The sequence below is a fragment of the Streptococcus macedonicus ACA-DC 198 genome (assembly GCA_000283635.1).
Taxonomy (GTDB): domain Bacteria; phylum Bacillota; class Bacilli; order Lactobacillales; family Streptococcaceae; genus Streptococcus; species Streptococcus macedonicus.
Genome location: HE613569.1, coordinates 621,428 through 635,305, shown reverse-complemented (window position 1 = coordinate 635,305; position 13,878 = coordinate 621,428). Strand labels below are relative to the sequence as shown.

The window sequence follows — 13,878 nt, the reverse complement described above, 5'->3', positions numbered from 1 at the left end:
CCTTAATTTGTCTTTAACCTCACTAGTATATCACAATAACTTAAATATTGCTTAATTTTACAGTGATATATCTGCTGTATTTTTACGAATCATCAATAATCCGTCGCTTAACGGAAGTAAGGTTGCTGTTAAATTTGGATTATCCAGTGTCACATCAAACAATCGTTGAAGCCCACGATAGATTGTTCGTTGTCCGCGGCGCACTTCTTCTATTGGCTTGACAATATCCCCTCCTTGGAAAACATCATCAAAGACAATGACTCCGCCGACTTTCAAATGTTTCAAGACTTCTGGCAGAAAGACAATGTATTTTGATTTCGCTGAATCCATAAAAACAAAGTCAAATTCCCCCTCAAGTGTCGAAAGAATATCAACAGCGTCTCCTTCAACCAAAGTAATTTGTTTGCGAGTGTCATATTTGGCAAAATTTTCCTTAGCGAAGGCAATCATTTCAGGATTACGGTCAAGTGTCGTAATCTTCGCATCTGGGGCATTTTCTGCCATTAAAAGTGCTGAAAAGCCGATAGCTGTGCCAATTTCTAAAATATTTTTTGGCTGCAATGTTTGCATCAAAAAACGAAAGTAAGCCACAACCTCATGCTGAATAATAGGGATATTTTCTTGATGAGCAAATGCTTCCAATTCTGCCAGATAGCCCCTATTTTGCTTCTGATGTGTTCGCATATAGCGAAGAATGTCTTCTTTCACTACGGGACGACGCATATTGTGATTTGCTGTTTTTGAATATGATTTAACCATAACTCTTATTATATAGCAAAATAAACCCGTTGTGAATAAGCTTTCTTCGATTTTTAGTCATTAGAAAGTGCCACAATATTGGATAAGTCAGTAATGTGTTGATTGATTTTTGATGGCGGTTGACCGAGATTAATTGATTTAATGCCTGCATTTTCGGCGGCTTTAACGTCAAGACGACGGTCACCAACGTAATAAGTGCTTTCTTTATCCAAATCATATTTTTCAAGAAGGTAGTTAATCGCTTCGGGTTCAGGCTTACGAGCGAAACCATTTGCTGATGTCACCACTTCTGTAAAATACTGACGCACGCCTAATCTTTCTAAAACATCATTTGCCGTGATACCTTTATGCGTATAGACATAGTGTGTCACCCCTTTTTGTTTGGTTGCCGCAAGAACCTCTGTTAAATGTGGCATGGGTTTTATCAGATAATCACGCGCTTCCTGCTCTTTTTTAAAGAAAGCTGATAGCTCCGCTAAATTTAATTCTTGTTCTTTTGCCACTTGATAAAGCAAAGCCTTGACCGATTCTTTGATAATAAAATCCATAATCCATTGTTTATCAAAAGCCAAACCATAATGCGCATAAGTCACTTGCAAGGCTTGCCCAATCGCTTCGTAGGAATCCACCAAGGTTCCGTCAAAATCCCAAATAAATGTTGTCACTTCTGTCTCCTCATTTCAATATTAATCTGAATTCTCCAAGTCCAAGGTAATCCAATAACGCGCTAGACGATGCCCATCCTCTAAATCGATAATATTTTCCAAAATACCGCCAGCTTTTTCAATGGTTCTACGACTGGCAATATTGTCCTCACGCGCTGTGATAAGCACAGGATTGATGCCACGTTTGGCATATTTCTCAAGGACAAAGCTGAGAAGTCTGGTCATGATACCTTGTCGTCTAAATTCTGGTGAGGTTTGATAGCCGATATGTCCACCAATCGTCGCAAGATTGCCCTTTTCAAGCTGCCAACGACAAAATATAAACGCAGCAATTTTCCCATTCAAAAAGGCATAATAGGTCGTCATCGTTGAATAATCAGGGTTAATAGTTTGTGTTTATTGCGCTCTGCTATTTTCCACAAAGGTTTTAAAATCACCAATCTCACGTGTCATGATAAAGGGATTGTCGTCATTTTCCAAAGACGTTTGATAAGCTCGGTAAGCCGCTTCATCATTAACATCTAGTTTCCTAATTTCCATGCCAGCACCTCCCAAAATTTTTTCTACTATAATATAAAAACGAGGTTAGAATGTGCCCAACCTCGCTATAATTTTATAGTTGTGCCCCTTTTTCAATTAAAGCTTCCAACTCATCCAAGCGTTCCTCGAAAATTCGGAAAGCAGCGTCTAGATAAGCACTTGTTGTCATATCCACACCAGCTTTTTTAATCACATTAAGCGGATAATCAGAATTACCTGCTTTCAAATAATCAAGGTAGCGGTCAATATCAGCTTTTGTACCGTGAACAATCTTATCAGCTAAATAACTAGCTGCCGCAAATCCTGTGGCGTATTGGTAAACATAGTAATTGTAGTAGAAATGCGGAATGCGTGCCCATTCGTATTGGATTTCTGGGTTGTCTGCTTTGCTGAGTCCATAATATTTCTCGTTTAAGTCGGCATAAAGTTGGTTGAGATAATCACTCGTCAACACTTCTCCAGCTTGGTCTGCCTTATGGATAATATCTTCAAATTCCGCAAATTGTGCTTGACGGAAAATGGTACTCTTGAAACCATCAAGATAATGATTCAAAATTGCAAAGCGTGCTTTGTCATCATCAACTTCTTTCAAAAGTGTTTCTGTCAAAATATTTTCATTAGTTGTTGAAGCAATTTCTGCCAAGAAAATACTATAATCTCCATAAACATAGGGTTGATTTTCACGTGTAAATGTCGAATGCAAGCTGTGCCCCGTTTCGTGAACTAAGGTAAACAAATTATCCAAGGTATCTTGCCAATTTAACAGTATGAAAGCATTGGTATCATACGAACCACCAGAGTAGGCACCAGAGCGTTTGCCTTTATTGACATGGACGTCAATCCAGCGTTCTGTAAAAGCACGATGAACACGCTCAGAATATTCTTTGCCAAAAACAGCTAAGACATCTTCAGCTTTTGCCAAAGCTTCTTCATAGGTAAAACTCATATCCATTTCAGAAAGTGGCGTATGAATATCGTACATTTTCAAATCATCCAGTTTAAGGATTTTCTTGCGAAGTTCCACATAACGATGAAGCAAAGGCAGGTTAGCATTGACCGTTTCAATCAGGGTATCATAAACAGATTCTGGAATAAAATTAGCCGAAAGTGCTGCCTCACGTGCTGATTTAAAATGATGAACACGAGCTTCATAGTTATGCACTTTGACATTGGTTTGCAAGGTTTTCGCATAAGTGTGTTGGAATTGTTCATAAGTTGCATACAAAGCTTGGTAAGCTTCTTTGCGGACATCACGATTTTTTGATTCTAACAAGGTAATGAAATTACCATGCGTTAGCTGAATTTCTTTGCCCTTATCATCTAGAACGATTGGAAAAATGATGTCAGCATTATCCAAAAGCTCAAATGTTTCTCCTGCAGCTCCAAAAATTTCTTGCGCACCTGCTAATAATTCTTCCTCAGCCTGTGACAAAACATGCGGTTGACGTTTGAAAAGTTGCTCAAAGAAATGTGCATAAGCAGATAAAGCTGGTGTTTCTGCCACGAAATCCTCAAAAGCTTCTTTAGACAATTGCATCAATTCAGGTTCGTAAAAAGCAAAAATTTCACTAAATTTGGCATAGATTGCTGTTGCTTTAGCTTGGTATTCTTGGTATTTGGCTACTGTTGTATCTTGGTCGTTTTTCATTGAAGCATAAACATAAAGCTTCTCCAAACGACGCGACAAGGCAAGGTAACTTTCCGTAATAGCAAGCAAATCATTACTTGACGCTGTCAAACGCCCTTTGTAAGCTTTAGCATTTTCTAAATCACCATCAAGGCTAGCCAGCTCCGCTTCCCAAGCATCATCTGTGGCAAAAACTGTGCTTAAATCCCATTGGTATTTTTCATCAATATGACTACGATTATCTGACATCACATTCTCCTTTTTGAGGTTTATTTACCATTTTATCATAATAAGCTGGCGGATAAAGCCATTGACGTTCTTTTTCTGTTTGATTTTGATAAAAGCGATGAAAATTTTCGTAAAACGGTGATAAATCTTGGGAAATCTGACAGAACCCCTCAGCAAAATCAAAAGGACGAACTTGTGGAAAATAAGCCGCTAAAGGCAAACTTAGCAAATTTTTTTCTTGCAAATAAGCTTCTTCTTGCCTTTTTAACCAAATTGAATGGCGAGAAGATAACTGTTTTTGAATATAGGTTAATAAGGTTTGGTCTTGGTTTACCTCGTAAGTTGAAAGCTTCTGCTGCCGATAAGGAAGTCGAAAAAATGCCATAATATCATCTGAAAATGAACTAGTCTTGGTTAGATAGTGAACCTTTCCATGCAAATCTTCATAGATTAAATAATGTAAACGAATGAGCCGATTTGTGACATCCAACTCCCACAAATGAAAGCCCATATTCTGCGAAAAATAAAGAAAATGACGTTGCAAAGGTGATAAACTATTGCCGAGCCACAACTTTTCCCCCAACAACCAAAGCACTTGAATACCATGACTTTGATAGGCTTTTGTGCGTTGAAATAATCGCTGTTCTGATAAGCGCGAACATTGCACTTCTAAAGCCAAATTATCATTGACAAATAAATCAGCCACCTGATGTAAGTCTGGTAAAACTTTTTCAACCACGACTTGTTCAGTCTGCGACACGGCATGATAAAGCGCCGCTTTTAACTGAAGGTGCTCACTGCTTTCATTTTCACTATAAAAATCACACTTATTCAAAGAAACATGAGCAAAGTGCGGACGCATAACTTTGCCATTTTTTAAACGGACAGCAGAGCGGCAAGCTGGGCAAACAAAGTTTTGGTTAGCTGGTATACCATCTAACAAGGATACTAATTTTCCGTTTTCATCAAGCGCTGATAACACATCACACCTCCTACCTATTTTATTCGAAAAAATCCTGAAAAACATCTAGCACCTAATCCAGATAATTTTTCAAGATTTCTTTTTCGGTAAAGGTCAATTCACGATATTGTCCGCTTGGTAAATCGCCCAGTTGAAATTCTCCAAACGTTAGTCGTTTCAAATAGGTCACTTTTACACCGTAGGCTAAAAACATTTTTTTAATCTGGTGAAATTTTCCTTCAGAAATCGTGACATAAGCAGAGCTTGTTTCTGTACTTGCCGTGATAATCTCAAGCTTAGCAGGCTTACAAATCGTTCCATCATCAAAGGACACTCCAAATTCAAAAAATGCTGGCGCATCATCAGCTAAAAACGCATTAACCTCGACATAATAAGTCTTGGCAACGTGATATTTGGGATGTAACATTCGGTAACCTAGCGGACCGTTATTGGTAATGAGAAGCAAGCCTTCGGTACTGCGGTCAAGTCGTCCGACTGGATAAAGCTGTGGAACACGGTCTGCTTCTTTGATTAAATCAATCACTGTCTGATGTTCTTTATCAGACACTGCTGAAACAACGCCAGCAGGCTTATTGAGAAGAAAATATTTCTCTGATGACTGTTTGACTTGTTTTCCTGATACTGTGATTTTTTGCAGACTGGGCTCAACGTTGAGATTATCCGCTTCAGCCAAACGACCGTCCACATACACTTGGTGACTGCGAATTAATTTTTTAACCTGATTTCGCGACCCAAAACCAGCCTGACCTAATAATTTGTCTAAACGCATGGTTCTATTTTACCATGTTATCAGTGATTTTTAGACAGTAAAAGTCCGAGTGTCAAAACCCAGACTTTACGTTTATTAGTTTAATTTACTTGCTGCGGCTTCATCTACAATCACGACAACATTAGGGTGATTTTGAAGGACACTCGCTGGCAATTCTTCAGTGACGGGTCCATTAATCATTTGATTGATAGCGTCAGCTTTATCTTCGCCATAAGCCATTAAAACAACCATTTTAGAAGCCATGATTGATTTGATCCCCATTGAAATGGCTTGTTTTGGCACATCATCCATGCTGGCAAAGAAACGGCTATTTGCTTCAATGGTGTCTTTTGCCAAATCAACAATGTGTGTTGTCACGTCAAATGGTGTCCCAGGTTCATTAAAACCAATATGACCATTGCGCCCAATTCCCAAAATTTGAAAATCAATACCGTGTTCAGCAATCACTTGGTCATAACGATGTGTTTCTGCTTGCAAATCTTCTGCCAAGCCGTTAGGAAGAAAACTTTCTTTAAATGGTTTGAATTGGAAAAGATTTTCTTGCATAAAATGACGATAACTTTGCTCGTTGTCAGCTGCCAAACCAACGTATTCATCCAGATTAATGCTAGTCATATCTGAGAAATCAAGATTGCTCTTTCTAATTTCTTCATAGAAACTAAGCGGTGTGCTACCTGTCGCAAGTCCCAATGTTTTAGCTCCCTTAGCCATTTCATCTTTCAAAAGAGAAAATGCCACTTGACCACCTTCAACTTGATTATTAACACGAATTACTTTCATTTTTAAATTCTCCAACATCTTCTGTTTTGGTATAGACCTCTTATCTATTCTTATTATATGGTATATACCAATCTTTGTCAAGGAAATTGTTTGAAAAAATTCACTCATTATTAATGAGTGAATTTTGCTAGCGTGTTCCTGCTAATTTTCCGAGACCTTCGCCGACATAATAGGCAAAAAGCGCAGCGATTAAGCCAATAAGTAAGGTTCTAAAAATTTCTTTTTTCTTACTGCTACCTGTAATGATTGCTTTCACCAAACCAAGTAAGGCTAAGGCAAGTGATACCAAGACACAAGCAATCAGAAATGTGTGTATTTTAAAGAGACTAAAAACATTAATCAAAAGATATGACAGTAAAGGAATTAAACCGAAAGTGATAAATGACATAAAGGTTGCTCCTGCATTTTTTACAGCTTTTGCTTTGACCGCAGATTCTTCTGTCGTAGAGCTTAAATAATCACCAACTGCCATCGAAAAACCGTCTGCTAAAAGATTTGAAAATCCTAAAATAAGAATCGGTTTAATCCCCAAATTACCACCGACAGCTCCTGCTACCACGGCAAACGTTGTGACAATGCCATCCATGCCACCCTAAACGATTGACTTTGCATAATCCCTAATTGTCATATTTGCAACCTTCCATTAGTGAGTAATGAGTTAATTTTAATTAGAATAATTATAAATAACTTCATCTTTATTATATCATCTCTTTAAAGCGATTATAATTACCCTTGACAGATGACGAGAAATAGTTCTCGTGTTATAATATAAAGTTGAGAATATAAATATTAAGGATTTACTATGAATATCAACGATTTTGATTTTAATTTACCAGAGGAATTGATTGCCCAAACTCCTCTTGAAAAACGAGATAGTTCAAAACTTTTGGTCATTGACCACAAGACACATGAAATGGTTGATGCTTACTTTGACCATATTTTAGATGAATTAAACCCTGGGGATGCGCTTGTTATGAACAATACGCGTGTGCTTCCTGCCCGTCTTTACGGTGAAAAAACAGACACACATGGTCATGTGGAATTGCTTCTTTTGAAAAATACACAAGGTGACCAATGGGAAGTTCTTGCCAAACCTGCAAAACGCTTGCGTGTCGGAGCTAAGGTGTCATTTGGTGACGGACGTTTAACCGCTACTGTGGTTGAAGAATTGGACCACGGCGGGCGTATCGTTGAATTTACTTATGACGGTATCTTTCTTGAAGTTTTGGAAAGCCTTGGCGAAATGCCATTGCCACCATACATTCATGAAAAATTAGATGACCCAGACCGTTACCAAACCGTTTATGCTAAAGAAAATGGTTCTGCTGCCGCTCCCACTGCTGGGCTTCACTTCACTCAAGATTTGCTTGCCCAAATCGAGGCAAAAGGTGTTAAACTTGTCTATTTGACCCTTCATGTTGGACTAGGAACTTTCCGCCCAGTGTCTGTCGATAATATCGAAGAACACGAAATGCACTCTGAATTTTACACGCTGTCTGAAGAAGCTGCCCAAACGCTTCGTGACGTGAAAGCTGCTGGCGGACGTATCGTTGCTGTCGGAACAACATCTATCCGCACACTTGAAACTATTGGTTCAAAATTCAACGGTGACATCAAAGCTGACAGCGGCTGGACGAATATCTTCATCAAACCTGGCTATGAATTTAAAGTGGTTGATGCTTTTTCAACAAACTTCCACTTGCCAAAATCAACACTTGTTATGCTAGTGTCTGCCTTTGCAGGACGTGAATTTATCCTTGATGCTTACCAACACGCCATTGACGAACGCTACCGCTTCTTTAGCTTCGGCGACGCCATGTTTGTGAAATAATCTAAAAAAGAACGGAAATTTTCCGTTCTTTTTATTCTGCCATATTGGTATAAACGTCTTGGACGTCATCGTCGTCTTCGAGTTTATCAACGAGTGTTTCCAAAATGTCTACTTGTTCGTCATCAAGGCTAACGTAATTTTGCGGAATCATGCTAAGTTGTGCTTGGGCGAATTCCAAATTTTGTGCTTTCAAAGCTTCTTTGACAGCTGGAAATTCTTTTGGTTCTGTAAAAATTTCAAAGGCATCATCTGATGTTTTCAAATCTTCCGCACCAGCATCCAAAAGCACTTCAAGCATGGCATCTTCGTCCAAGTCCAAATTATCGCGGTCAATAACAATGTAACCTTTGTGGTCAAACATATAAGCAACAGAACCTGTTGAGCCCATGTTACCACCGTTACGCGTGAAAATGGTATGCATATTCGCATCTGTACGTTTTTTATTGTCAGTAAGAGTATGAACAAGGATAGCGACGCCACCAGGTCCATATCCTTCATAAGTGATTTCATCATAGTTTGTCGTATCGCCAACATCTGTCGCTTTTTTAATCGCACGATTGATATTATCTTTTGGCATATTAGCCGCACGCGCTTTATCCAAAACCATACGAAGGCTGGCATTCATTGACGGGTCTCCGCCACCTGCTTTAGCAGCTACAAAAATCTCACGTGACAATTTATTGAAAATCGCGCCACGTTTAGCGTCTGCTTCACCTTTTTTATTTTTAATTTTGCTCCATTTATTATGTCCTGACATGCAAAATTCCTCCCTATTCCTTGCTATTATATCTCATTCCACCACAAAAAAGCAGAACATCATCGAGTTTTCTCGGATTAACGTCCTGCTTGATAAATATTCTATAAATTAAAGAGCCATATTAATTAAAGGATTTTTGATACGTTGAAATCACTTTGTTGCTTTTGAGTAAAGCTCAGCAACTTTTTCCCAATTAATAACATCAAAGAAAGCTTTGATGTAATCTGGGCGAACGTTGCGATACTTGAGATAGTAAGCGTGTTCCCAAACGTCAAGTGCCAAAATTGGTGCTTTTCCTTGTGAAATTGGTGTATCTTGATTAGCTGTTGAGAGCACTTCAAGTTTGCCATTTTCATTCACCACAAGCCAAGCCCAACCTGACCCAAAACGAGTTGTCGCAGCTTGCGTGAAAGTAGCTTTGAATTCGTCAAATGAGCCAAAAGCTTCCTCAATCGCAGCCAGCACTTGCGCTGTTGGTTCTTGTTTTTCAGGCGATAACAATTCCCAGAAAAGGGCGTGATTCAAATGCCCACCACCGTTATTAATCACCGCTTGACGGATATCTGCTGGAATACTGTCAACATCTGCCAACAAAGTTTCCAAATCCTCTCCAATTTCTGGATGTTTTTCAAGCGCTGCATTTACATTTGCCACATAAGTAGCGTGATGTTTATCATGATGAATTGTCATTGTTTCTGCATCAATATAAGGTTCAAGAGCATCATATGCATATGGTAGTTTTGGTAAAATAATAGTCATGCTAATTACCTCTTTCATTTTTGTACCTTTATTTTATAGGAAAATAGCAGAGCTAGCAAATTATTTGACCGATTTTTTCAAGGCATGATCAGTGATGTTCATGAGCGATTTTTAAGATAGCAATATCAAATAAATAAGCCTTATCATATGTCCCAGTTTTAATGGCATAATCCGTTTCAATCAATACCGCCAGAGCTTTTTTCAAGAACAGCATTGAAAGCGTACGAGAGTCACGCAAAGCAAACTTAACTTGATAAGGATTGACACGACGTCCAAGATAATCTGACAGAGCCGTTACAGTTTGATGCTCATTCTTACCTTGACTGGCTAAAATGCTGACTTGCAATAACATGCGAAACTGGCCTAACATAACCGCAATTAATTTGATTTCATCCTCACCTTGCAAACGCAAATCACGAATCAGCTCGCGTGCCTCATCGATTTTGCCATTCAAAACAAACTGCGTCAAGTCGAAAATATTATCCTGAAGCGTTTTGGGAATGGCTTGATTAATATCATCTGCCGTGATATGACCATCTTTTTTATAAGATTTCAAAAAAGCAATGTTTTTCAAAATCTCACTGAAATCATAATTGGATTTCAAAAGTAAAGCCTCAAAAACACCTGAATCAAAGGTCAGATTTTCTTTGTGAGCCAATTTTTGGAAATACGTTTTTAGCTCTGCTTCTTTTAATTCACTTGCTTCAAAAATCTGTGCATCACGTTTAAGAATCTTCACCAAGCGACGTTTGCCGTCTAATTTCCCTGGCGCAAAAATAATCAAGCGCGTCGTATCCAAGGGATTTTCCAAATAGGACTCAAAACGTTTGAGTGCCTTATCATCCAAATAAGACTTCTTAGCTGTCGTGATGTCAAGCAAATTATCAAAAATAACCACCTTTTGGTCAGCAAAAAATGGCAGACTTTCAAGGTCCATTTCCGCATCTTGATAATCAACCTCAGCCATATCAAAATAAGAATAAGTCAAGTCATCCTTATCATAACCAACACGTGCCATCATACGCTCTTTCAGCTGAGAAAATTGTCCCAAATCCTCACCTGTCACCACCGTAATCAAACTAAGATGTTCTTTTCGTAATTTATCGATTTCTTCAATTGCAATCATAGAAATATTATAACAAAAAACCATGAGAAAAACTCATGGTTTTAAACTGAAGAAAAAGTCTTTTATATCCCCTACCTCACTGTTTCGATTTTCCAGTGGTTTAATCCTCTAAAGCGGATAGCGCCTTGTTCGTCTGTGCGGTAAATGGTCATGTTTTGTGCTCGGAAGCGTTCAAGTGTCTCTTGATGAGGATGTTTGTAGCGGTTATTTTGCCCTGCGGAAATTAAAGCAATTTGCGGTGAAATGTGAGCGAGAAATTCTGAGCTTGATGACCCTTTTGAGCCATGATGCCCTGCTTTTAAGACATCAACCGGCAGATTGGGATAAGTTGCAACCAACTCTTGCTCGCCTTCTTCTTCCAAATCTCCTGTAAATAAGAAATTCTTACCCAAAAGATTCCCATAAAGCACCACCGAGTCATTGTTACCACCATCACCAGTCTGGCTCGGATAAAGCACTTGCAGGTAACTTCCCATAATCGGCAAAACATCACTAGCTGTTACCACGCGCACCTTGGTTTTCATGGCTTGTAATTTCGCCACAAAATCTGGCTTTGTCAAACTTCCCTGACTCACCAGCACTTTACCAATTTTTACGTGTTTCGCCACCTCCAGCATATCTCCCATGTGGTCAGTATCCGTGTGCGTCAGAACTAACTGGTCAATTTTTCCAACGCCGCGACTGTTGAGATAAGGAATCAACGTTCGCTCCGCATTACTATCCGTCAGCCGCTCCTGCCACGCGTTCTTCTCACTAAAACTCACCTTTCCACCCACATCAATTAGCAGCGTATGCCCCTTAACATCACGCACAAAAATACTATCTCCCTGCCCAATATCAACCACTGTCACCTCGTTTTCTAGCGGATGCTTGATTTGAAAAAATAGCAGAACTACTAAGCTGACAAGAAAAATTGCCATTTTCTTTCGTCGCCAGCAATCATAAAGCACGCCTAATGTTAAAAATAGTAGCACCAAGATACCAAGACTTGGTTTCCCAAAAACAATCGGACCGCCCAAAATTACCTTAGTGTTCTTGATAACAGTTTCCAAAAAAACAAAACAACCATTAAAACAAGTCAGTTTAACCAAGGGCGATAAAATAAAAATGATTGATAACATTGGCAACATAATAGTGTCAAATGCCACAGAAAAAATTGCTGTCAATAAGACAGATAACGGTTGAAACACAGCAAAAAAATGAATTAACAAGGGCAAACTGGCTAATGAAATCGTCAAACTTTCCGCAATGATTTTCTGATAGCGACTAATGTCATTAAAGTCAATAAAACTGAGAATAAAAGCGTAAGTAAACGAAAGAATGCCTCCCGTCGTCAGTAAAAAATTTGGCATAACCATGAAAAGAACAAACAAAGTTAAAGCCAAGTTATCTAATTTTTTAATACCAAGATTTGCAAAAGCAGATTGAATTAAACTCCGAATCACCGAAACAGAATAGCCAGTCAGCCCCGCATAGACGAGTGAAAATGGGATTTGTAGTATATCCACATAATCTCGGCGTAACCCAAGACGTAGAAAGAAAAATCGGAATGTCCCCACAAAAAATCCGACCTGCATACCTGAAAGAGCAAAGAGGTGAATAATTCCTAAACTCGTGTAAACATCACTCATCTCATCAAACGATTTATCCAGATAGCCAAACAAAAGCCCAGTCATATAATGTTGCATAGGAGCAGGAAAATGCCGCTGAATACTAACAATAGCCTTTCGTCGAACATCATGTAGCTTATCCCACAAAGTCATCTTATAAACAAGTTCAACATTGTTAATCGCCGACAAATTTACCACACGATAAATGCCTTCATGTTTAAGGTAAGTACGATAATCAAAACCACCAAAATTCCGCTGGGGCGTTGCTTCTTCCAAGTCCATATCACCAGATAAAACAATCGTTTGATTTAATGTCTTAAAAAAATGCTGTTCTTTCTCCGATTTCAAGGTATAAAAAATCTGATAAGTCCGCCCAGCTTCCTTACCTCGAAAGGACAGCAAATCTCCATTGACCGAAATCGTGTCAGGAATCATCTGGATTTTTGTTAAATGAGCTGGCACTACTTGATAAGCCTGCTCTGTCTGATTAGACTTAGTCAGAAAAAATACCGCAAAACAGCTTAAACACAAACAAACTTGACACCAAGCCTTCCAACCATACTGTTGCCATAAAAACACCAAGACTAGCAAGAGAAACATCAAACACCCAATCACTTTTGAAAAGCAAAAATAATAGAGCAAAATGAGCAAAAAAGCCAATTGAATTGGCTTAATAGGAAAATACTTAATCAACGGTCACCTCAGATTTTAGCTTTTCTAGTGTTTTTTCTCCGATGCCAGACACATTCGCCAAGTCATCAACTGATGAAAAACCACCATTGGCATCACGATAGTCAATAATGTCTTGGGCACGTTTGGCGCCAATGCCAGAAATCGTCTGGAGTTCTGCCAAAGTTGCGGTATTAAGATTGATTTTATCTGAACTTTCTTCCTGCTGAGCGCTACCGTTTACTTGTGAATTAGTCGTTGCAGGAGCAACATTTTCACCAACTCTTGCCACATAAATCATTGATTCATCGGTTACTTTTTCAGCCAAATTCACCGACTTCTTATCAGCATCTTCTGTAAAACCACCTGCTAATTTAACCACATCTGTCACACGCCTACCGTTTGAAAGCTCATAAACACCCTCATTTTTCACAGCACCTTTGATATCTACAAACACTTTTTGAGTTTCAGTTTGCGAACTTGAACGTTCTGTTTTTAAATCACTTGCGCTGCTACTTGCCGAAAAAGTCGTGCTTAGGGCAGGTAAGTCATTTTGTGCATCCACTGTTGTTTTTGTCACGTTTGACCAAGCAAAAAATCCGATTAACATGACAAGTATTGTTCCCAACATCGCTACCAACGTTTTGTTCTCTAAAAGTTTTTCTTTTATTTTTTCAATCATCTCACTACCTCACTTTTTACATAAAAAATAGACTCATACGAGCCTTTAATTATTTATTCGAAAAAGCCCAGCAAAATCGCTGAGCTTTTAGTTT

13 protein-coding genes and 1 pseudogene are annotated in these 13,878 nt (G+C 38.7%); 1 reads left to right on the top strand and 13 read right to left on the bottom strand.

The features are described 5' to 3' along the window. Positions 1 to 57: 57 nt before the first annotated feature. From SMA_RS03365 to SMA_RS03330, 8 genes and pseudogenes are all read right to left on the bottom strand, one after another. The gene (locus SMA_RS03365) at positions 58 to 759 is read right to left on the bottom strand and encodes an O-methyltransferase (RefSeq protein WP_014294218.1); all 702 of its coding nucleotides are present in this window, start codon (positions 757 to 759) and stop codon (positions 58 to 60) included. A gap of 53 nt (positions 760 to 812) precedes the next feature. After that, positions 813 to 1,424 carry an HAD-IA family hydrolase gene (locus SMA_RS03360; protein WP_014294217.1) on the bottom strand — a complete coding sequence of 204 codons (612 nt, stop codon included), beginning with the start codon at positions 1,422 to 1,424 and terminating at the stop codon, positions 813 to 815. 21 nt (positions 1,425 to 1,445) lie between these two features. Next, positions 1,446 to 1,964, bottom strand: a pseudogene (locus SMA_RS03355) (GNAT family N-acetyltransferase). A gap of 73 nt (positions 1,965 to 2,037) precedes the next feature. Next, on the bottom strand, positions 2,038 to 3,840 hold the full coding sequence (gene pepF / locus SMA_RS03350; protein WP_014294216.1) for an oligoendopeptidase F: 1,803 nt from the start codon (positions 3,838 to 3,840) through the stop codon (positions 2,038 to 2,040). Next, a complete protein-coding gene (locus SMA_RS03345; protein ID WP_014294215.1) occupies positions 3,830 to 4,801 on the bottom strand; it encodes a competence protein CoiA in 972 nt (323 codons plus the stop codon). The genes pepF and SMA_RS03345 overlap by 11 nt, the downstream gene beginning before the upstream one ends. 52 nt (positions 4,802 to 4,853) lie before the next feature. Beyond that, the gene (locus tag SMA_RS03340) at positions 4,854 to 5,570 is read right to left on the bottom strand and encodes a pseudouridine synthase (RefSeq protein ID WP_014294214.1); all 717 of its coding nucleotides are present in this window, start codon (positions 5,568 to 5,570) and stop codon (positions 4,854 to 4,856) included. Positions 5,571 to 5,645: 75 nt separating this feature from the next. Then, positions 5,646 to 6,350 carry a glucosamine-6-phosphate deaminase gene (nagB, locus tag SMA_RS03335; protein ID WP_014294213.1) on the bottom strand — a complete coding sequence of 235 codons (705 nt, stop codon included), beginning with the start codon at positions 6,348 to 6,350 and terminating at the stop codon, positions 5,646 to 5,648. 127 nt (positions 6,351 to 6,477) lie between these two features. After that, a complete protein-coding gene (locus SMA_RS03330; protein WP_223246245.1) occupies positions 6,478 to 6,936 on the bottom strand; it encodes a VIT1/CCC1 transporter family protein in 459 nt (152 codons plus the stop codon). A gap of 216 nt (positions 6,937 to 7,152) precedes the next feature. Here SMA_RS03330 and queA point away from each other — a divergent pair, with 216 nt between their 5' ends. After that, positions 7,153 to 8,181, top strand: coding sequence for a tRNA preQ1(34) S-adenosylmethionine ribosyltransferase-isomerase QueA (gene queA / locus SMA_RS03325; RefSeq protein WP_014294212.1), 1,029 nt, complete (start codon positions 7,153 to 7,155; stop codon positions 8,179 to 8,181). Positions 8,182 to 8,212: 31 nt separating this feature from the next. Here queA and SMA_RS03320 read toward each other — a convergent pair whose 3' ends face one another. The 5 genes from SMA_RS03320 to SMA_RS03300 all read right to left on the bottom strand — a co-directional run bounded on the left by SMA_RS03320 (position 8,213) and on the right by SMA_RS03300 (position 13,784). Then, positions 8,213 to 8,938, bottom strand: a complete 726-nt coding sequence (locus tag SMA_RS03320; RefSeq protein ID WP_014294211.1) for a YebC/PmpR family DNA-binding transcriptional regulator — start codon at positions 8,936 to 8,938, stop codon at positions 8,213 to 8,215. 150 nt (positions 8,939 to 9,088) lie between these two features. Further along, positions 9,089 to 9,697 carry a superoxide dismutase SodA gene (gene sodA, locus SMA_RS03315; RefSeq protein WP_014294210.1) on the bottom strand — a complete coding sequence of 203 codons (609 nt, stop codon included), beginning with the start codon at positions 9,695 to 9,697 and terminating at the stop codon, positions 9,089 to 9,091. Between the two features lie 88 nt (positions 9,698 to 9,785). Then, positions 9,786 to 10,823: a DNA polymerase III subunit delta gene (gene holA, locus SMA_RS03310; protein WP_039670612.1), complete on the bottom strand. Its 1,038-nt coding sequence runs from the start codon at positions 10,821 to 10,823 to the stop codon at positions 9,786 to 9,788. 71 nt (positions 10,824 to 10,894) lie between these two features. Further along, a complete protein-coding gene (locus SMA_RS03305; RefSeq protein ID WP_014294208.1) occupies positions 10,895 to 13,126 on the bottom strand; it encodes a DNA internalization-related competence protein ComEC/Rec2 in 2,232 nt (743 codons plus the stop codon). Next, the gene (locus tag SMA_RS03300) at positions 13,119 to 13,784 is read right to left on the bottom strand and encodes a helix-hairpin-helix domain-containing protein (protein WP_014294207.1); all 666 of its coding nucleotides are present in this window, start codon (positions 13,782 to 13,784) and stop codon (positions 13,119 to 13,121) included. The genes SMA_RS03305 and SMA_RS03300 overlap by 8 nt, the downstream gene beginning before the upstream one ends. Between the last annotated feature and the right edge of the window lie 94 nt (positions 13,785 to 13,878).